The 19,287-nt window shown below is 69.1% G+C and carries 18 protein-coding genes; 5 read left to right on the top strand and 13 right to left on the bottom strand.

Translation table 11 applies throughout. The features are described from left to right. Window positions 1–22: 22 nt before the first annotated feature. From BKN51_RS05400 to BKN51_RS05370, 7 genes are all read right to left on the bottom strand, one after another. A complete protein-coding gene (locus BKN51_RS05400) occupies window positions 23–820 on the bottom strand; it encodes an ABC transporter permease (protein ID WP_101606571.1) in 798 nt (265 codons plus the stop codon). Then, entirely contained in the window at window positions 798–1,598 is an 801-nt protein-coding gene (locus BKN51_RS05395; RefSeq protein ID WP_101606570.1) for a 2-aminoethylphosphonate ABC transporter permease subunit, read from the bottom strand. Before BKN51_RS05395 ends, BKN51_RS05400 begins: the two co-directional genes overlap by 23 nt. Continuing rightward, window positions 1,595–2,656: an ABC transporter ATP-binding protein gene (locus tag BKN51_RS05390; RefSeq protein ID WP_101606569.1), complete on the bottom strand. Its 1,062-nt coding sequence runs from the start codon at window positions 2,654–2,656 to the stop codon at window positions 1,595–1,597. The genes BKN51_RS05395 and BKN51_RS05390 overlap by 4 nt, the downstream gene beginning before the upstream one ends. Next, on the bottom strand, window positions 2,653–3,672 hold the full coding sequence (locus tag BKN51_RS05385) for a 2-aminoethylphosphonate ABC transporter substrate-binding protein (protein WP_101606568.1): 1,020 nt from the start codon (window positions 3,670–3,672) through the stop codon (window positions 2,653–2,655). The genes BKN51_RS05390 and BKN51_RS05385 overlap by 4 nt, the downstream gene beginning before the upstream one ends. Window positions 3,673–3,688: 16 nt before the next feature. Beyond that, a complete protein-coding gene (locus BKN51_RS05380) occupies window positions 3,689–4,363 on the bottom strand; it encodes a phosphonatase-like hydrolase (RefSeq protein WP_101606567.1) in 675 nt (224 codons plus the stop codon). Continuing rightward, window positions 4,357–5,469, bottom strand: a complete 1,113-nt coding sequence (locus tag BKN51_RS05375; protein ID WP_101606566.1) for a TIGR03364 family FAD-dependent oxidoreductase — start codon at window positions 5,467–5,469, stop codon at window positions 4,357–4,359. The genes BKN51_RS05380 and BKN51_RS05375 overlap by 7 nt, the downstream gene beginning before the upstream one ends. A gap of 182 nt (window positions 5,470–5,651) precedes the next feature. After that, entirely contained in the window at window positions 5,652–6,428 is a 777-nt protein-coding gene (locus tag BKN51_RS05370; protein ID WP_101606565.1) for a GntR family transcriptional regulator, read from the bottom strand. A gap of 379 nt (window positions 6,429–6,807) precedes the next feature. Here BKN51_RS05370 and BKN51_RS05365 point away from each other — a divergent pair, with 379 nt between their 5' ends. Beyond that, complete coding sequence (locus BKN51_RS05365; protein WP_101606564.1) at window positions 6,808–7,614, top strand: S1 family peptidase; 807 nt, start codon at window positions 6,808–6,810, stop codon at window positions 7,612–7,614. A gap of 72 nt (window positions 7,615–7,686) precedes the next feature. On the opposite strand, the gene BKN51_RS05360 is transcribed toward BKN51_RS05365, so the two are convergent. Beyond that, window positions 7,687–8,793 (bottom strand): NAD(P)H-dependent flavin oxidoreductase, encoded by a 1,107-nt coding sequence (locus BKN51_RS05360; protein ID WP_101606563.1) that lies wholly within the window; start codon window positions 8,791–8,793, stop codon window positions 7,687–7,689. A gap of 8 nt (window positions 8,794–8,801) precedes the next feature. Beyond that, a complete protein-coding gene (locus BKN51_RS05355) occupies window positions 8,802–10,418 on the bottom strand; it encodes an acyl-CoA synthetase (protein WP_199193128.1) in 1,617 nt (538 codons plus the stop codon). Between the two features lie 61 nt (window positions 10,419–10,479). Between BKN51_RS05355 and BKN51_RS05350 the strand changes: the two genes are divergently transcribed. Continuing rightward, complete coding sequence (locus BKN51_RS05350) at window positions 10,480–11,268, top strand: crotonase/enoyl-CoA hydratase family protein (RefSeq protein ID WP_101613057.1); 789 nt, start codon at window positions 10,480–10,482, stop codon at window positions 11,266–11,268. 10 nt (window positions 11,269–11,278) lie between these two features. Here BKN51_RS05350 and BKN51_RS05345 read toward each other — a convergent pair whose 3' ends face one another. Next, on the bottom strand, window positions 11,279–12,838 hold the full coding sequence (locus tag BKN51_RS05345; RefSeq protein WP_101606561.1) for an acyl-CoA synthetase: 1,560 nt from the start codon (window positions 12,836–12,838) through the stop codon (window positions 11,279–11,281). Window positions 12,839–12,936: 98 nt separating this feature from the next. Between BKN51_RS05345 and BKN51_RS05340 the strand changes: the two genes are divergently transcribed. From BKN51_RS05340 to BKN51_RS05330, 3 genes are read left to right on the top strand one after another with little or no spacing between them, the layout of a single operon-like run. Continuing rightward, window positions 12,937–13,920: a Zn-ribbon domain-containing OB-fold protein gene (locus BKN51_RS05340; protein ID WP_101606560.1), complete on the top strand. Its 984-nt coding sequence runs from the start codon at window positions 12,937–12,939 to the stop codon at window positions 13,918–13,920. 8 nt (window positions 13,921–13,928) lie between these two features. Beyond that, window positions 13,929–14,984 (top strand): thiolase domain-containing protein, encoded by a 1,056-nt coding sequence (locus tag BKN51_RS05335; RefSeq protein WP_101613056.1) that lies wholly within the window; start codon window positions 13,929–13,931, stop codon window positions 14,982–14,984. Further along, the gene (locus BKN51_RS05330; protein WP_101606559.1) at window positions 14,981–16,141 is read left to right on the top strand and encodes a thiolase domain-containing protein; all 1,161 of its coding nucleotides are present in this window, start codon (window positions 14,981–14,983) and stop codon (window positions 16,139–16,141) included. The genes BKN51_RS05335 and BKN51_RS05330 overlap by 4 nt, the downstream gene beginning before the upstream one ends. On the opposite strand, the gene BKN51_RS05325 is transcribed toward BKN51_RS05330, so the two are convergent. From BKN51_RS05325 to BKN51_RS05315, 3 genes are read right to left on the bottom strand one after another with little or no spacing between them, the layout of a single operon-like run. After that, window positions 16,138–17,160, bottom strand: coding sequence for a YhjD/YihY/BrkB family envelope integrity protein (locus BKN51_RS05325; protein WP_101606558.1), 1,023 nt, complete (start codon window positions 17,158–17,160; stop codon window positions 16,138–16,140). The genes BKN51_RS05330 and BKN51_RS05325 overlap by 4 nt on opposite strands. 48 nt (window positions 17,161–17,208) lie before the next feature. Beyond that, the gene (locus tag BKN51_RS05320; RefSeq protein WP_101606557.1) at window positions 17,209–17,997 is read right to left on the bottom strand and encodes a transglutaminase-like domain-containing protein; all 789 of its coding nucleotides are present in this window, start codon (window positions 17,995–17,997) and stop codon (window positions 17,209–17,211) included. A gap of 49 nt (window positions 17,998–18,046) precedes the next feature. After that, the gene (locus tag BKN51_RS05315) at window positions 18,047–19,273 is read right to left on the bottom strand and encodes a cytochrome P450 (protein WP_101606556.1); all 1,227 of its coding nucleotides are present in this window, start codon (window positions 19,271–19,273) and stop codon (window positions 18,047–18,049) included. Between the last annotated feature and the right edge of the window lie 14 nt (window positions 19,274–19,287).

Here is a 19,287-nt window from a genome sequence, read left to right as displayed (position 1 = left end):
CGGTTGCATCACCGCTGTTCGTTCACCGCTGTGCCGCGCGGCCGCGGGCCAGTCCGAGGATCACCACCCCGGCGAGCGTGACGGCCAGCAGCAGCACCGTGCTCGCCGACGCGAGGAACACCTGCCCCCGGTCCGTGAGCGCGAAGATGCCGGCGGGCAGGGTGCGCCAGTCCGGCGGGTACAGCATCATCGTCGCGCCCAGTTCGCCCATCGACATCGCCAGCGCGAGGCTCGCCGAAGCCGAGATCGACGGCAGCAGCACCGGGAGCCGCACCCGCAGCAGCACACGGACCGGCCCCGCGCCGAGGCTCGCCGCCGCCTGCGCCAGCAACGGGTCCATCCGCGCGATCGCGGCGGAGACCGTGCTGTAGGAGAACGGCAGCAGGATCATCAGGTGCCCCAGCAGCACGATCCAGCGTGTGCCGTTGAAGGCCAGCGGCGGACGGCTGAACGCGACCAGCAACGCCAGCCCCAGCACCACCGACGGCACCGCGATCGGCAGGTGGAACAGGGTGTCGACGGCCTTCCGCACCTTCGTCGGCGCGGACTGTGCCGCGAGCGCGGCCCACGTCCCCAGCGCGACCGAGACCACCGAAGCGATGACGCCGGTCTGGATGCTCACCGAGAGACTCGCGAAGGTCTCCCCGGACAGCGCCTGCGCGAAATGCGAGCCGGTGAGCGCGCCCGGCAGCAGTCCCGTCCAGTTCCCGGCGACCGACGCCAGCACGATCATCAGCAGCGGCGCCAGCACGATCGCGGTGAACAGCACCGCGAACACCACCCACAGCAGGACTCGGCTACGCCTGGTCCACAGCAGCACGAGGGCCTCCCTTCGTCAGTCGCCGGTAGGTTCCGTACAGGGCGAGGGAGAACACGACGTTGACCACCGCGATGACACAAGCCTGCGGGAAGTCGAACGTCACGATCCCCTTGCCGTAGACCAGCATCGGCAGCGTCGTGACGTCCTTGGCGCCGAGGAACAGCACGATGCCGAACTCGTTCATCGCCAGCAGCATGGTCAGGCAGGCGCCGGAAGCCAGGGACGGCAAGGCCTCCGGGAGGATCACCCTGCCCAGCACGCGGCCGGGTTTCGCGCCGAGACTCGCCGCGACCTCCATCTGCGCCGAGGAGACCTGGCCGAACGCGGCGAGCGCCGGCCGCATCACGAACGGCGTGTAGAAGGTGATCTCCGCCAGCAGGATCCCGAACGGCGAGTACAGGAACCCGCCCGCGCCCAGGATCCCCGCGCTGCCGTAGATGAAGGTGAACGCGAGCGCTATGAGGAACGACGGGAACGCCAGCACGGTGTCCACCAGCCGCGAAAGCGTGCGCGCGCCGGGGAACGGCACGAACGCGATCACCAGCGCGAGGAACGTCCCGAGCACGACGCAACCCGCGGTGGCGCCGAGCGCGAGCGCGACGGTCTTCCAGGCGGCGTCCCGGAATTCCGCCGAGCCGAGGACGTCCAGCCACACCGACAACCCGAACTCGCCGGTCTTCGATTCCAGGGACTGGAGGACGACCAGCACCAGCGGGTAGCCGAAGAAGCCGAGCAGGACGAGCACCGGTGGCAGCAGGAGCCAACCGCGACGGGTCATCCGATACCCACCAGCGGGCAACCGTCCGGAATGGACACTCCGACCTTCTCCCCCACGCCCGGCAGCCCCTCGACGTCGGGCACCTCGGCCCGGACCTCGTCCCCGTTGTGCGCGAGTTCGAGGTCGAGCCGGAAGCCCGTGCCACGCCACTGGACACCGCGCAGCACCGCGGGCAGCGCGCCGGGGGCGTCCACCGCGGTGATCCCGATCCGGTGGGGCCGCACGCCCAGCGCGACGGGCTGCCCCGCCCGGATCGGGCCGGACGGGTCGGCCGCCAGTTCGCGATCACCGAGCCGGACGCGGGTGCCGTCGGTCTGGATCAGCTCGACCGGGATGAGGTTGGACGCGCCGAGGAAGCTCGCGGTGAATTCGGTCGAAGGACGCTGGTAGAGCTCGCGGCTCGGCCCGAGTTCGACCAGTTTCGAATCGCGCATGACGGCGATCCGATCGGCCAGCGCCAGCGCCTCACCCTGGTCGTGGGTGACGTAGATCAGCGTGGTGTCGGGCAGTTCGGCCCGCAGCCGCAGCAGTTCCGCGACCATGTCCTCGCGCAGGGCGGCGTCCAACGCGGACAGCGGCTCGTCGAGCAGCAGCACCCGCGGCCGGATGGCCAGTGCCCGCGCGAGGGCGACCCGCTGCTGCTGCCCGCCCGAAAGCTCACGCGGATAGCGCCGGGCGTACTTGCCCATCCCGACCAGTTCCAGTGCCTCGGTGACCCTGCTCGCCGTCTCGGCGCGAGGTGTTTTCCTCGCCTTGAGCCCGAAAGCGACGTTGGCCTCGACCCGCATGTGCGGGAACAGCGCGTAACTCTGGACGACCACCCCGAGGCCGCGCCGGTGCGGCGGCAGCTCGGTGACGTCCTCACCGTCGAGCAGGACCCGGCCGGTGCTCGGCACGACGAAGCCCGCGAGCGCCTTCAGGGCCGTCGACTTGCCGGAGCCGGACGGCCCGAGCATCGCCAGCGTCTCCCCTCTCGCCACGGTGAGATCCAGTGGCGAGAGCGCGGTCGTCTGTCCGAAGCGGACGGACACCCCGCGGAACTCGACCGCCGGGGTCATCGGCCGACGGCCTTCTTGTACGCGGCGAGGTCGGTGTCGAGCTTCGCGAGGACGGTGTTCCAGTCCGGCTGCCAGATCTCGACGCCGTCGAGCGCGGCCTTCACCTTGTCCGCCCGCGGCCCGGACGGCGTGACGTCGGTCCGCGACGGGGCACCGAAGGCGTCCACGGCCTTGCCCTGCACCTCCGGCGAGAGCAGGAAGTCCAGGAACTTCTTGGCGTTCTCCGCGTGCGGGGCGTTGTTCACGAGACCGGCGTAGTACGGGAGCGCGAACGTGGACCGCTTGCCCTGCGCGTCGGCGGGGAAGAAGATCTCGAAACCGCCGCTCTTCTCGATCGAAGCGAGGTTCATCTGCACGTCGCCGTTGGCCACCAGGATCTCGGCCTTGGCCACCTTCGGCTGCAGCTTGCCGGTGGAGGACGACGGGCCGACGTTGTTGGCTTCGAGTTTCGCGAGGTACTCGAGCGCGCCCTGCTCGCCGAGGACGTGCTGCAGCTGCAGCAGTACGGCGGTGCCGTCACCCGCCTCGCCGGGGGTCGAGTACTGGAGCTTGCCCTTGAGCGCGGGCGCGAGCAGGTCGTCCCAGGTCTTGGGCGAGGCCTGCGGGTTGCGGATGAAGCTGAGGTAGTTGTTCATGATGGCGAAGTAGCGGCCCTGGCCGTCCTTCTGCCCGGCGGGGACCTGGTCGATCCCGGACGGCGCCGTGGTGGCGAGCAGGCCCTGCGACGCGGCCCGCTGGATGAACGGCGGAAGGGTGACCAGGATGTCGGCCTGGGTGTTGGCCTTCTCCTTCTCCACCCGGGAGGCGACCTCGCCCGATCCGGCGGTCACCGCCTGGACGGTGATGCCGGTCTTGGCCTTGAACTCCTCGATGCGCTGCGCGTACCAGTCTTCGAGACCGTCCACTGTGTACAGCGTGACGGTCTGGTCGCCGGACGCGCCTCCGGCGGTGCCACCACAGGCGGCCAGGGTGATCGTGAGCAGCCCGGCGAGGGCGGCGGCCGCGAGTTTCTTCATGTCGTCAAAGCTCCTTTTAGGACAGCAGGGTGGGGAGGTCGCGGACGGATGCGAGGACGTGGGTGGCACCGGCGGCTTCCAGCTCCGGCTTCTTCGCCGATCCGGTGAGCACGCCGGCGACGAGCGAGGCGCCGGACCGGAGCCCGGTCTGGACGTCCGACGGGGTGTCGCCGGCGACGGCGACCCGGCGGACGTCGGTGATTTCGAGCCGCAGCGCGGCCGCGAGGACGAGGTCGGGGAACGGGCGTCCACGGACGCCTTCACCCGGCGCCAGCACGGCGTCGGCGAGGCCGTGCCAGCCCAGCGCGTCCAGGATCGCGTTCTGCGTGCTCGCGGCGAAACCGGTGGTGAGCGCGACCTTCACCCCTTGGGCGCGGAGCTCCTGGATCGTGTCCTCGGCGCCGGGGATCGGCTCGCAGTGGCCGTCGGCGACGAGCTTCCCGTAGGCGTCCTGGAAGGCGGTGTTCGCGCGCCGGGCGAGTTCCTCGTCCCCGTCGAGCAGGGCACGGAAGACGACGATCTTGGACTGCCCCATGGTTTCGACGACGTAGTCGAGCATCCCGGGGTACCGGCTGTCCTTTTCGGACACTCCCGCGGCGGCGATCGCCTCGGTGAAGGCGCGGATCACCAGGCCGTCGTCGGCGACGGTGGTCCCGGCCATGTCCAGGACGACGAGTTCGGTGTTCACCACGACAGCTCCTCGGCGGTGTCTTCGGCGATGGCGGGCGAGCAGGTCATGCCCCGGCCGCCGGGTCCGGTGACGAGCCACGCGTTGTCCGCGACGCGGGCGCGGTGGACGATCCGGGAGGTGTCGGTGGTCTGGGCGTAGACCCCGGCCCAGCGCCGGGCGATCCGCGGGAGCGGCCGTCCGAGCAGCGCCCCGGCGACCTCGGCCAGGTGGTCGTACGGGTCTTCGGTGGTGTCGAAGGAGAACGGCTCGTCGTACTCGTGCGTGTCGCCGATGGTCAGCGAGCCGTCGAGGCGCTGGACCATGAGCAACTGCATGGCGTTGGCGGCGGCGATCTCACCCTGCGGCTGCCCGCCGTTGAGGCTGTCGAGCGCGGCGCCGCGGTACGCCGGGTAGTACCGGAAGCTGTCCGCGTCGGCGACCGTGGTGGTGAGGGTTTCACCGAGTGGCTCGGTCTGGGCCATCTGCAGCCGCACCCGGCGGACCGGGGTCTGCCCGGCGAGCTCCTTGACCAGGCCACCGGTCCAGGCGCCGGTGCACAGCACGACGACGTCGCTTTCGTGGGTCTCGCCCGTGTCGTCGACGACACCACGGGTGGTCAGGTCGCGGATCTCGCGGCCGGGCACCCAGGTGTAGCGGCCGGATTTCTCCAGTTCGGCGCGCAAGGCAGGCTGGGCGACGCGCGGTTCGACGGCGGCGTCGCGATCGCACCAGAGCGCGCCGAGGAGGTCGCCGCGCAGGGCCGGGTTCAGTTCGCGGGTTTGCGCGGCGTCGAGCAGCTTGAAGCCGCGGTCCTCCGTGCTCGCCGCCGCGGCCTGGGCGACGGCGAGTTCCGCCTCCGTGCGGACGACGGTGAGGGAGCCGTTCGGCCGGAAGCCGATCCCCGGGACGCGGTCACCGATGCGCTCCCACAGCACTCGCGCCCGGGCGGCCGTCTCCAGTTCGGGGCCGGTGGCGCGGCCGCCGACCCAGACCAGCCCGAAGTTGCGGACGGACGCGCCCCGGGCCTCGGGCTCGCGTTCGATCTGGACGACGTCGTGACCGCGTTCGACGGCCTGCCAGGCGTGCTGAGTGCCGAGCACTCCGCCGCCGATGATGAGGATTCGCACCCCGCAGACGCTCGCCTGCCCGCACCAACGCTCCGTGACCGCAGTCCTAACCCCAGGTGAAGTACCCCCGAAATGTGGACCAGACCTGTTATCTTAGCGTTACATTTCACCGTGTGTAGTCCTCTGCTTGCGGTCGTTGAAAGTGCAAGCACCGCATCCGGAGGACTAAATGCGCGAAGGGGTCACTCCACGCGGCCCAAGCGGGTCTCGAACGAAAGGCGGTCACCCCGGAAAAGCGACCGGACGCGCTCGAAGGGGACGCCGTCGGTCCCCCAGGAGGTCCGGTGCATCAGCAGCATCGGCAGTGCCGGATTCGTCCCGATCAGCAGCGCCTCCCGAGGGGTGGCGAGCACGGTCTCGACCCGCTCCTCGGCGCCGTCGAACACCACGCCGAGCCTTTCCCGCAAACACGCGTAGAGCGACTGTGTGGGATCGAACACATCCATCAGGGTCGGGAATCGCGCGGCGGTGAGATAGGTCGATTCCAGCCCGACCCGCTCGTCGTCGGCGAGCAGCACCCGTTCGATGTGGATGACGTCGTCGTCGGGATCGATTTCCAGTTCCGAAGCGAGCGACGGACCAGCCTCCCGGCGTTCCAGTGAGATCAGGTTCCGGCCCGGCTGAATGCCCTGCCTCCTGAGTCCTTCGGTGTAACTCACCAAAGCGAGCGGCTGGACGAGCTTGGGGCCCGCGACATAGGTGCCGCTCCCCTGCCGCCTGCTGAGACGGCCTTCGAGCACGAGCTCACCGACGGCCTGGCGGACCGTCGCGCGGGAAACCTCGAAACGTTCGGATAGTTCCCTTTCGGTGGGAAGTGCCGCTCCTTGCCCCAATTCGGAGATCACGTCGAGCAGATCGACTTTGACCGCGTAATAGCGGGGAATGCGGCCGTGTTCGGGAATACCGTCCCGCACCGGGCCGTCGGCAGATGGATGGGCTTTCGGTGAACGTGTTCTCACTGTCCAGATCCTAGGCCGAATTCACCTGACCTGTACTGACCCGAACGAAGTGTTCATGCCACGCTCACACTCGTGGACGAAACGGGCACCTCGTTCGGCGGAGCGCCCGCCACGCGGACCGGGCCCGGATCGAGGTGACCGTCCGTGCCCACGTTCAGCCTTCCGGCGGTTCCGGCGCTCGCCGGCTCCGGAGTAGGGGCACTAGGCACTCCGGCCTAGGCCATTCGTCGGCAGTACGCGACGAACGTCCGTTAATCACCATCATCGGCCCAAAGATCCGAAGAAAGTCGGTTGTCCCGGCATCGGGCGACCTGCTGTAGTCAGTTGGCCGCAGTCAGTCTCCCTGCCTCCACTGTGGACAGCCGGAAGGAATGAACCCTTGGACATCAAGCGTCGGTTCAGCCTGCTCAAAAAGACCCTGATCGCCGTCGCGGCGGCCGGAACCCTGGCGGGTCTCGCCACGGCTCCGCAAGCCGCGGCCGCTCAGCCGCCGTCCACCGACGTGGTCGGTGGCACCCGAGCCGCTCAGGGCGAATTCCCCTGGATGGTACGGCTTTCCATGGGCTGCGGCGGTGCGCTCTACACCTCGCAGATCGTGCTGACCGCCGCGCACTGTGTGTCGCGGACCGGGGCCAACACGAGCATCACCGCCACCCTCGGCGTGGTGGACCTGCAGAGCGGCTCGGCCAAGAAGGTCAAGTCGACCTACGTGCACCGGTCACCGACCTACCCCACCTCCACCGGTGGTGACTGGGCCCTGATCAAGCTCGCGAGCCCGGTCACCGGGATCGCGACGCTGCCGATCGCCACCACGACGGCCTACAACAGCGGTACGTTCACCGTCGCGGGCTGGGGTGCCGCGTCCGAGGGCGGGGCGCAGCAGCGTTACCTGCTCAAGGCCACCGTCCCGTTCGTCTCGGACGCGACCTGCAAGGCGCAGGGCGGCAGCTACGCCGACCTGATCGACAGCGCCGAGATCTGCGCGGGCAACGTCAACTCCGGCGGCGTCGACACCTGCCAGGGTGACTCGGGCGGCCCGATGTTCCGTCGTGACAGCGCCAACGCCTGGATCCAGGTCGGCATCGTCAGCTGGGGCGAGGGCTGCGCGCGGCCGCGCGCTCCCGGCGTCTACGCCGAGGTGAGCACCTTCGCGACCGCGATCAAGAACGCGGCCGCCGGGTTGTAGCTTCGACGCACGGCATGCACTGAAGGTCCCCTTCACCACAACGACGTGGTGGAGGGGACCTTCTCTTTCGCTTCAGCGGGTCTTGTCCAAACGCGACAGTGCTTCCTCGTATCCCGAGACCAGTTCCGAGATCACGTCGGCGACCGGGCGCACCCGGTCCATCCGCCCGACGATCTGGCCGACCGGCATCGAGACCACACTCGGATCCGCCGCGTGGTGGATCCGGTTGTGCGCGTGGGAGACCAGCAGGTTCTGCAAGGGCATCGGCAGCGGTTCGGGCGCGTCGGGCGAGGCCCACGCCTCGGTCCACCGCGTTTTGAGCAGCCGAGCCGGTTTGCCGGTGTAGATCCGCGTCCGGACGGTGTCGGACGAGCCCGCCGCGACCAGCGCGCGCTGCATCGCCTCGGACTCCCCCATCGTCTGGAGGTACTCCTCGGTGGCGAGCCAGAAGGAGCCCATCCACACCCCGGACGCGCCCAGCGCGAGCGCCGCCGCGACCTGCCTGCCCGAGCCGATCCCGCCGGCGGCGAGCACCGGCACGCGGTCACCGACGGCGTCGGCCACTTCGGGCAGCAGCACCATCGACGCGATCTCGCCGGTGTGCCCGCCCGCCTCATAACCTTGCGCCACAACGATGTCGACGCCGTTCTCGACGTGCCGGACGGCGTGCTCGGCCTTGCCCGCCAACGCCGCGACCGGCACACCCTTCGCGTGACACTGCTCGATGACGTCCACCGGCGGCGAGCCCAAGGCGTTGGCGATCAACCGGATGGGGTGTTTCAGCGCGACCTCGACATGCGACCGGGCGACCGAATGCAGCCAGCCCAGCACTCCCGCGCGTTCGTCGGTGTCGTCCGGCAGCGGCGGCACCGCGAGATCCTGCAGCGTCCGCTCCACGAAGTCGCGATGCCCCTGCGGGATGTGCTTCGCGAGATCGATCGACGTCCCTTCGGCCGGGATCTTGGCGGGCATCACGATGTCGACGCCGTACGGTTTGCCGCCGGTGTTCTCGTCCATCCAGGACAGGACGGCGTCGAGTTCGGCGGCGTCGTTGAACCGCACGCAGCCCAGCACGCCCAGCCCGCCCGCCCGGCTGATCGCCGCGGCGACGTGTTCGGACGGGGTGAACCCGACGATCGGCAGGTCGATCCCGAGCCGGTCGCACAGAGAGGTGCGCATGAAACTCCTTACGCCGGTTGGATGGTGACGGGCTCGTGTTCGGTCGCGTAGCGCTGAGCCCAGGGATAGTCCGGTTTCCCGCTGGGCGACCGCCCGATCTCCTCGGCGAGCCACAGGCTGCGCGGCACCTTGTACCCGGCGATCTCGCCCCGCACGTGTGCTTCGAGCGCGGCGAAGTCCAGCTCCTTGCCGGTCCGCGGCTGGATCACCGCGGCCACCCGCTGGCCGAGCCGGTCGTCGGGGATGCCGATGACGAGCGCGTCGAAGACGTCCGGATGCGATTTGAGCGCACCCTCGACTTCTTCCGGATACACCTTCTCGCCGCCGGTGTTCACGCACTGTGATCCCCTGCCGAGCAGGGTCACCGTGAGGTCTTCCTCGTAGCGCGCGTAATCACCCGGGACGACGTACCGCTTGCCGTCGATCTCGACGAAGATCTTCTCGGTCTTCGCGGGATCCTTGTAGTACCCGAGGGGAACGTGCCCGCGCCGGGCGATCAGCCCGATCGCCCCCGGTTCCGGATCGACGAGCGCGCCGTCGTCGTCCACCAGGATGGCGTCCTTGCCGAAGTTGACGCGGGGGCCGGCGGAATGGTCGCTGTCCTTGCTGACCATGCCGATGCCGGTGAACCCGCTTTCGGAGGAGCCGATCGCGTCGGTGATCACCACGTGCGGGAGCATCGCCAGGAATTCCTGCTTCACCGACTGGGAGAACAGGGCGGCGTGACTCGACACCGCGACGATCGACGACGCGTCGTAGTCGCCCTCGCGGTAGGCGTCGATCAGCGGCCGCGCCATCGCGTCGCCGACGATCGTGAGCACCTGGACCTTGTTGTCCTGCACGGCTTTCCAGACTTCGTGCGCGTCGAACCGCGGGACGAACACCACCGGGCTGCCGGTGAACAGCGCGCCGAACGCGGCCCACTGCGCGGCGCCGTGGATCAGCGGCGCCGCCGGGAGCCGGACCAGGCTGCCCGACTTGCCCTGTTCCGCGAGCGTCCATTCGTCGGGGACGTACTCGCCGGTGACGAAGTTGATGCCGCCGCCGAGTGCGCGCCAGATGTCCTCGTGGCGCCACAGGACGCCCTTCGGGTACCCGGTGGTCCCGCCGGTGTAGAGGATGTAGATGTCGTCGGCGCTGCGCTCGGCGAAGTCGCGCTCGGGTGAGCCTTCGGCGAGCGCGGCTTCGTAGTCCACACCACCGTAGGACGAGCAGTCGCCGTCGCTTCCGTCGTCGACAACGACAACGTGTTTCAGTTTGGGGGTTTCCGGCAGGACGGCGGCGACCTTGTCCGAGTACTGCCGCTCGTGGACCAGCGCCACGAGGTCGGCGTTGTCGAACAGGTACCGCAGTTCGCCGTGGACGTAGCGGTAGTTGACGTTGACCGCGATCGCGCGCAGCTTGTACGCGGCGATCATCGATTCCAGGGCTTCGATCGAGTTCCGGGAATAGACACCGATGTGGGATCCAGGTCCCACGCCGTGTGCCGCGAGGTGATGCGCCAGCCGGTTGGCGCGCTCTTCCAGTTCGGCGAAGGTGACCCGCCGATCGCCGCAGACGACCGCGATGCGCTCCGGCACGGCGTCGACGGCGTGCTCGAGTAGATCCGCGATGTTGAGTGCCACTCGCTCAAAGTAGAACATGTTATCGTTCTGGGCAATGGCCGCTCTTTTGACGGAGGTCCCGGTGGGCGAACCGCACGCACTGGTGGAAAAGATCGACCACACCCTCGTGGTCACCATGAACCGGCCGGAGGCCCGCAACGCGCTCAGCGGCGAGATGCTCGGGATCATGGTCGAGGCGTGGAACCGGGTCGACGAGGACGACGACGTCCGCTGCTGTGTGCTCACCGGCGCGGGCGGCGCGTTCTGCGCGGGCGCGGACCTGAAGTCGATGTCGAAGAACTCGCCGAGCGACTCGTTCGAGAAGGGCACGTTCGACCCCAGCCGGATCGAGGGCCTGCTCAAGGGGCGACGGCTGACGAAACCGTTGATCGCGGCCGTCGAAGGCCCGGCGATCGCGGGTGGGACGGAGATCCTGCAGGGTACGGACCTGCGCGTCGCGGGCGAGAGCGCGAAGTTCGGCGTGTCCGAGGCGCGGTGGAGCCTGTTCCCGATGGGCGGTTCGGCCGTCCGGCTCCCCCGCCAGATCCCGTACACCGTCGCCGCCGACCTGCTGCTGACCGGACGCCACATCAAGGCGAGTGAGGCGCTGGAGATCGGCCTGATCGGGCACGTCGTCCCGGACGGGAAGGCGCTGGACAAGGCCATGGAGCTGGCGGGCCTGATCGCCGCGAACGGGCCGCTCGCCGTCCGCGCGATCCTCAAGACCCTGCGCGACACCGAGGGCATGCACGAGGAAGAGGCCTTCAAGCTCGACGCCCAGTACGGCATCGAGGTCTTCGCGAGCGAAGACGCGAAGGAAGGCCCCCGCGCCTTCGCCGAGAAGCGCAAGCCCGTCTTCCGGGGCCGCTGACCCCCCGGGGTCAGGGGGCGCGGTGACCCTCCCAGTAGGGGTCGCGGAGCTTGCGCTTGTAGAGCTTCCCGTTCGGGTCTCGCGGGAGTTCGGGCAAGTAGTCGACCGAACGCGGGAGCTTGAACTTCGCCAGCCGGGCGGCCGCGTACTCGAGGATCTCCGCGGTCAGCTCCTCGGAGGGTTCGACACCGTCCGCGGGCTGCACGACGGCCTTGATCGCCTCGCCCCAGTCCTCGTGCGGGACGCCGAACACCGCGACGTCGGCGATCTTCGGGTGCATCACCAGTTCGCCCTCGATCTCCGCCGGGTAGACGTTGACCCCGCCCGAGATGATCAGATCCGCCTTGCGGTCGTGCAGGAAGAGATAGCCGTCTTCGTCGAGATGCCCGACGTCGCCGAGGGTGAACAGGTCCCCGACCCGCGCCTTGTCCGTCTTCGCCCGGTCCTTGTGGTACTCGAACTTCGAGTCGCCCATCTTCATGTACACCGTGCCGGTCTCGCCGGCGGGCAGTTCCGTGCCCTCGTCGTCGAGGATCTTGATCGTCGACCCCGGCCACGGCAGCCCCACCGAACCCGGCTTTTTCAGCCATTCCTCACCCGAGATCGCCGTTCCGCCGCCTTCGGTGGCCGCGTAGTACTCGGTGACGACCGGCCCCCACCAGTCCAGCATCCGGCGTTTGACCTCCAGTGGACACGGCGCGGCGCCGTGGATCATCACGCGCAGCGAACTCAGGTCGTGGGCCGCGCGGACGTCGTCCGGCAGCCCGAGCAGGCGGCGGAACTGGGTCGGGACCATGTGGCTGTGCGTGACGCGGTGCCGCTCGATCAGCCGCAACATGTCCTCGGCGTCCCAGCGGTCCATCAGCACCGCCGTATGGCCCAGCTGCAGGGAAATCGCGACGAAGTTGAGCACCGCGGTGTGATAGAGCGGCGACCCGCACAGGTGCACGTGGTCGTCGTGCGGCGCCAGCCCGAAGATCCCGAAGAACCACGTCGACGCGCCGGGAACGGAGTCGGGGTCCGCACCGGACAGCGGCCGCCGGACGCCCTTGGGCCGTCCCGTGGTCCCGGACGTGTAGAGCATCGGCGAGCCCGCCGTACGCCGCTCCGGACGTCCGTCGCCTTCGCCTGAGCCCAGTTCCTCGATCCGCCGGAATCCCGGGACGTCACCGACGGCGAACCGGCCGCGTTCGGCGATCCCCGCCTCGTCGGCGGCGGCGATCGCGACGTCGGCGAACCGTTCGTGCGCGAGGAACGCCTTGGCGCCGCTGTCGGAAAGGATGTAGGCGACCTCGGGTCCGACCAGGTGCCAGTTGACCACCACGATGTACAGACCGGACTGGATGGCGGCGAAGTAGGCCGCCACGAGTTCGTCGCCGTTGGGCTGCAGGACGACGACCACGTCGCCGGCTTCGAGCCCGAGGGCCTGCAGGCCCCGGGCGTACGCGTTCGCTTTCGCGGCCAGGTCTCCGTAGCCGATCGAGCGGCCGTCGGGGTCGACGAGCGCGACCCGCTCCGGCTCCTGCGCGGCGATGTTCCAGATCCCAAGTGTCCCCGTAGCAGTTGACATACGGGCAAATCTAGAACGCGTTCCACTCAAGAGCAACCGCCAGCAAGGCCCAGAAGGCCGATCTTGCCGGAATTTCGAGAACGTGTTTCACTCAGACTGTGAGCGCACCTGAACTCCCGCTGTCGGCCCCGCTCAACGTGGGCTTCGACTACACGCGTTCGGTCGGCCCGGTACTCGGCCGGTTCGTCAACGCCCTGCGCGAGCGCCGTGTCGAAGGCGTCCGGGGCAGCGACGGCCGCGTCCACGTGCCGCCGCTGGAATACGACCCCGTGACCGCCGAAGCGCTGTCCGAATTCGTACCGGTCGCCTCCGAGGGCGAGATCGTGTCCTGGTCCTGGATCGCCGAACCGCTCGACGGCCAGCCGTTGTCGCGGCCGTTCGCGTGGGCGCTGGTCAAACTCGACGGCGCGGACACCTCGATCCTGCACGCCGTCGACGCGGGCAGCCCTTCGGGCATCCACACCGGACAGCGAGTGCGCATCCGGTGGGCCGAGGAGACCGTCGGCCACATCAGGGACATCGCTTACTTCGTCCCCGCCGACGGCTCCGACACCGAGCCCACCGAGGCGCCACCGCCGGTCGCGAAACGCGAAGACGGCGCGCCCGTCAGCGTGGTGATCACGCCGATCCACCTGAAGTACGAGCATTCCGCGTCGCCGGAGGAAAGCCGGTACCTGCGCGGGCTCGCCGAAGGAAAGCTGATCGGCCAGCGCTGCCCGTCGTGCGAGAAGGTCTACATCCCGCCACGCGGCGCCTGTCCGACCGACGGTGTCCCGACCACCGACGAGGTCGAGCTGCCCGACACCGGCATCGTCACCACGTTCTGCATCGTGAACGTGCCGTTCCTCGGCCAGAAGATCAAACCGCCGTACGTGGCGGCGTACATCCTGCTCGACGGCGCGGACATCGCGTTCCTGCACCTCGTCCTCGGCTGCGACGCCGCCGACGTCCGGATGGGCATGCGCGTGCGCGCCGCCTGGAAACCCCGGGACGAATGGTGGACGTCGCTGGAGAACATCGGCCATTTCGCACCGACCGGCGAACCCGACGCGCCGTACGAATCCTTCGCCCACCATCTGTGAGGACCACCGTGCCAGATGTAGCTGTCGTGGGCTTCGCGCAGGCCCCCAACGTCCGCAGCACCCCGGGCACCACCAATGGCGTGGAAATGCTGGTGCCGATCTTCGCCGAGGTCTTCGAGCGAACCGGTCTGTCCAAAGAGGACATCGGGTTCTGGTGCTCGGGCTCCTCGGACTACCTCGCGGGCCGCGCGTTCTCGTTCATCGCGGCCGTCGACGCCATCGGCGCCTTCCCGCCGATCCACGAATCGCACGTCGAGATGGACGCCGCCTGGGCGTTGTACGAGGCGTGGCTCAAGATCCGGATGGGCGAGGTCGAAACGGCGCTCGTCTACGGGTTCGGCAAATCGTCGGCCGGGCAGTTGCGGCGTGTGCTGGCGTTGCAGATGGACCCGTACGTCGTCGCGCCGCTGTGGCCGGACTCGGTGAGCGTCGCCGGGATCCAGGCCAGGTTAGGGCTCGAAGCGGGACTGTGGTCCGAAAAGGACCTCGCCGAGGTCGCAGCGCGCAGCCGCGCCGACGCCGCCTCGAACCCTGCCGCCCAGTTCTCCGGAACGGCCGAAGTCGCGGACCTCTTGGACGCCCCGTACTTCGCGGATCCCTTGCGCGCCCATGACATCGCCCCGGTCACCGACGGCGCAGCCGTTCTCGTGCTCGCCTCGGCGGAGCGGGCGGCGGACCTCGTCGACAGCCCCGCGATGATCACCGGGATCGAGCACCGGGTCGACTCCCCTTCACTCGGCGTGCGGGACCTCACCCGGTCACCGTCCACGGCGGCCGCCGGCCGGGCACTCGACCTCGACGGCGTCGAACTCGCCGAACTGCACGCGCCGTTCACCCATCAGGAATTGATCCTGCGCGATGCGCTCGGCCTCGGCGAGCAGGTACGGATCAACCCTTCCGGCGGCGTGCTGACCGGCAACCCGATGTTCTCGGCGGGACTGGCGCGGATCGGCGAGGCGGCGAGCCGCATCCTCGACGGCAGCGCGCGCAAAACCCTCGCCCACGCGACCAGCGGCCCCGTCCTCCAGCAGAACCTGGTCGCGACCTTGGAGGTCCTCTCGTGAAGCACCTCGCGGCCGTGCTGGGCACCGGCCAGACCCACCACAAGGCCAAGCGCACCGACGTGTCCATGCCGGGGCTGCTCCGGGAGGCCATCGACCGGGCGATGCTCGACGCGCAGACCGGCTGGGACGACATCGACGCCGTCGTCCTCGGCAAGGCGCCGGACCTGTTCGAGGGCGTGATGATGCCCGAACTGTTCCTCGCCGACTCACTCGGCGCGAACGGGAAACCGTTGCTGCGCGTGCACACCGCGGGTTCGGTCGGTGGCTCGACCGCGCTCGTGGCGGCGTCGCTGGTGCAGGCGGGAGTGCACAAGCGAGTCCTCACGGTGGCCTTCGAGAAGCAATCCGAGTCGAACGCGATGTGGGGCCTGTCGATCCTGCCGCCGTTCCAGATGCCGGTGGGCGCCGGCGCGGGCGGCTACTTCGCGCCGCACGTGCGCTCCTACATCCGGCGGTCCGGCGCGCCCGATCACATCGGCGCGATCGTGGCGGCCAAGGACCGGCGCAACGGCGCCCTGAATCCGTACGCGCATTTGCGGCAGCCGGACATCACCGTGGAATCGGTCCAGGCCTCGCAGATGTTGTGGGACCCGATCCGCTACGACGAAACCTGCCCGTCTTCGGACGGCGCCTGCGCGATGGTGATCGGTGACGAGGCCGCGGGTGACGCCGTTCCCGGTGGCGCGGCGTGGATCCACGCGACCGCGATGCGCACCGAACCGACCACGTTCGCCGGCCGCGACCAGGTCAACCCGCAGGCGGGTCGCGACGCCGCCGCCGCGTTGTGGCGCGACGCGGGGATCACCGATCCGCTGTCCGAAGTGGACACCGCCGAGATCTACGTGCCGTTCTCGTGGTTCGAGCCGATGTGGCTGGAGAACCTGGGGTTCACCGACGAGGGTCAGGGCTGGAAGCTGACCGAGGCGGGCGAAACCGCGCTCGGCGGGCGGCTGCCGATCAACCCTTCGGGCGGCGTGCTGTCGTCGAACCCGATCGGCGCGTCCGGGATGCTCCGGTTCTCCGAAGCGGCCAAGCAGGTGATGGGCCGCGCCGGGGACTACCAGGTCGACGGCGCGCGCGTCGCGCTCGGGCACGCGTACGGCGGCGGTTCCCAGTTCTTCTCGATGTGGGTGGTGGGGTCGGCCAAGCCGAGCTAGCCGCGGCGGCGCGGGCGGAGGCGTTGCGCGGCGAGCGTCGCGACCACCCCGGTCACCGCGCCCACCAGCACCGGTTTGAGGCCGTGCCGGTCGGCGGGCGCCACCACCGGCCGGACCACCACGGGCGGCGGCGGGCGGACCGGGTCGGCGGGCGCGTCCCGCGCGGTCGCCGTCCAGGCCGTGACGAACACCAGCATCCTGGCCACGAGCGAGATGAAGAAGATGAGACCGATGATGGAGCCGAACGCGACCCCGGTCGGTGAGTTCCCGATCAACCGCAGGTAGATCCCACCGGCCTGCTTCAGCAGTTCGAAGCCCAGTGCCAGCGCGACCGCGCCGCGCATCGCGCTGCGGACCCCGACCGGTTTCCGCGGCAGCCGGGTGAGCACCCACAGGAACACGAGCCAGTTGGCCAGCAGTGCCAAGGGAATCGAGATCGCCGACAGCACGTTGTGCCCCCAGGCGGTGTCGTCCACCCCCGCGAGGCCCAGCAGGTAGCGGCCGAGCGCGGACCCGGAAATGGTGATGGCGAAGGAGACCAGCAGCGCGCTCGCGAGACCGAGCAGCGCGAGCAGGTCCGCGGCGATCGTGCGCAGCAGCGGGAGATCCGACCGGTTCTGGCCCCACAGCGCGGTGAGCGCGTCCCGCAGCGAGTTCATCCAGTTCCAGCCGGAGTACAACCCGATGATCAGACCGATGAGCCCGACGCTGGTGCGCTGGTCCACGAAACGGGTGAGCAGATCCCCCGCCTGTTCACCGAGGCCGCCCGGCAGCGTGCCGGTGATCGCGTTCAGCATCGACTCGATCAGCTGCGGCTGGCTCGCCAGCACGAAGCCCGCCACCGACACCGCGACCATGAGGATGGGCACCAGCGAGAACAGGCTGAAATAGGTGATCGACGCGACGTAGTGGTAACCGCCGTACTCGACATAGCGGTTCACCGCCCGCGCCACGTGGTCCAGCCAGCGGTAGCGGGCACGCAGCCGCTTCCATTTCGTCGGTGCTTGCTTCTCCCTCACACGCCAATGTCTACCTCAGGCAGGTCACGGCTCGTGGACAACACGCGATCAAGCGAGCGCGATCAGCTCCGAGCCGTCGTCCTCGGGCAGCGAAGGGCCCGCGGTGGCCAGCACGGCGTTGCCGAGAAAGTCCAGCTCACAGCCGAGGGTGGAGAGGAACGCGGTGTCGGTGGCGTCCCGGCCGGTCGCGATCCGGCTCAGGCTCTGCCTCGGCGCGAGACCGGTGGCGTCGAACACGTACCAGCGGCCGTCGATCGCGGCCTCGAACACGGCGTGGAAGTCCATTGGGGACAGTCCTGGCGCGTAGACCGCGGTGAACCGGGCGGGGATGTCGATCACCCGGCACAGCGAGATGCAGACGTGCGCGAAGTCGCGGCACACGCCTTCCCCGGCGAGGTAGGTGTCGACGGCGTCGTCGGTCGGCGAACCGGAACCGACCACATAGGACAGGTGCTCGCCCACGTGCCGGACGATCGCCTCGACCTGGGTGCGCGCGTCGGGCAGGTGGCCGAACCTCGACAGCGCGAGCCCGCCCATCCGGTCCGAGGGGCAGTACCGGCTCGGCCGGGTGTAGCGGACGAGGTCGTCCATGGTGACGGGCTCGGCCTCGGCGGGGCGCAGCGCGCGTTCGGCCCGGTATCGCACGACGTGTTCGCCGAGCGGCAGGTCGAGGATCTGCGCCCGGGTCCCGTGTTCGAACGCGACCTGGCGCGGCGGCGCGGGATAGGCGAACTCCTCCTGCTCGGCCCCGCCGGCGAGCGCGACCACGAACGCGGCGGGGCCGGGTTTCGTGACCCGGAAGGACATTTCGACGTCGACCTGCACGTGGGGACCCATGGCCCCATGGTGCCGCACGGCGCCGGTCCGGGCCGATCAGACCGTTTGATCAGGCATAGCGCACCTGGTAGTGCTTGATCCCGTTGAGCCAGCTCGACCGGAGCCTGTCGGGCTGGGCCACTTCGCTGATATTCGGCATGACGTCGGCGATGGCGTTGAAGATCAGGTCGATTTCCAGGCGCGCGAGGTTGGCGCCGATGCAGTAGTGCGAACCCGTGCCGCCGAAGCCGACGTGCGGGTTGTCCTCGCGGAGGATGTCGAACTTCTCCGGCTCGTCGAAGTGGTCCGGGTCGAAGTTCGCGGAGCTGTAGAACATCCCGACCCGGTCGCCCTTGCGGATGTGCTGCCCGCCGAGTTCGGTGTCCCGGGTCGCGGTGCGCTGGAAGGCGACCACCGGGGTGGCCCAGCGGACGATCTCGTCCGGCGCGGTCTTCGGCCGCTCCTGCTTGTACAGCTCCCACTGATCGGGGTGGTCCAGGAACGCCTTCATGCCGTGGGTGATCGCGTTGCGCGTCGTCTCGTTGCCCGCGACGGCCAGCAGGATGACGAAGAAGCCGAATTCGTCCGAGGCCAGCGATTCACCGTCGACGTCGGCCTGGATCAGCTTCGTGACGATGTCGTCCATCGGGCACTTGCGGCGTTCTTCGGCCATGTTCCAGGCGTAGCCGACGATCTCCGCCGACGCGGCGAGCGGCTCGACCTCGTACTCGGGGTCGTCGTAGGAGACCATCTGGTTGGACCAGTCGAAGACCTTCATCCGGTCTTCCTGCGGGATGCCGATCAGTTCGGCGATGGCCTGCAAGGGAAGTTCGCAGGCGACGTCGACGACGAAGTCCCCGGAGCCCTTCTTCTTGGCCTCGCTGACGATCTTCTCCGCGCGGTCGCGCAAAGTGTCCTCGAGTTTCGCGATCGACCTCGGCGTGAAGCCCTTCGACACGATGCGCCGCAGCTTGGTGTGCTGCGGGGCGTCCATGTTGAGCAGGACCAGACGGTTCGCTTCGAGGCTGTCGTCGGTCATGTTCTCGTCGAAGCGGATGATCGCGGTCTTCTCCCGCGAGGAGAACAGCTCGCTGTCCCTCGACACCGCTTTGACGTCCTCGAGCCGGCTGACGACCCAGTAGCCGTCATCGCGGAAGCCCGCGGTGTTGTGCGGCTGCGGGTTCCACCAGACCGACGCCGTCCGGCGGAGTTCGGCGAACTCCTCCAGAGGCAGTCTGGTGGCGTACAGATCCGGATCGGTGAAATCGAAACCGGCGGGGATCAGCGGAGCGGCCACGGGCTACCTCCTAC

Source organism: Amycolatopsis sp. BJA-103, assembly GCF_002849735.1.
Lineage (GTDB): Bacteria > Actinomycetota > Actinomycetes > Mycobacteriales > Pseudonocardiaceae > Amycolatopsis.
Note: the sequence above shows the minus strand (reverse complement) of the source record. Positions and strands in the feature narration are given on the sequence as shown.

Coding starts and splice junctions, on each gene's coding strand:
- BKN51_RS05395 (WP_101606570.1), bottom strand. CDS start 1,598: ATGACCCGTCGCGGTTGGCTCCTGCTGCCACCGGTGCTCGTCCTGCTC.
- BKN51_RS05390 (WP_101606569.1), bottom strand. CDS start 2,656: ATGACCCCGGCGGTCGAGTTCCGCGGGGTGTCCGTCCGCTTCGGACAG.
- BKN51_RS05385 (WP_101606568.1), bottom strand. CDS start 3,672: ATGAAGAAACTCGCGGCCGCCGCCCTCGCCGGGCTGCTCACGATCACC.
- BKN51_RS05360 (WP_101606563.1), bottom strand. CDS start 8,793: ATGCGCACCTCTCTGTGCGACCGGCTCGGGATCGACCTGCCGATCGTC.
- BKN51_RS05345 (WP_101606561.1), bottom strand. CDS start 12,838: ATGTCAACTGCTACGGGGACACTTGGGATCTGGAACATCGCCGCGCAG.
- BKN51_RS05320 (WP_101606557.1), bottom strand. CDS start 17,997: ATGGGTCCCCACGTGCAGGTCGACGTCGAAATGTCCTTCCGGGTCACG.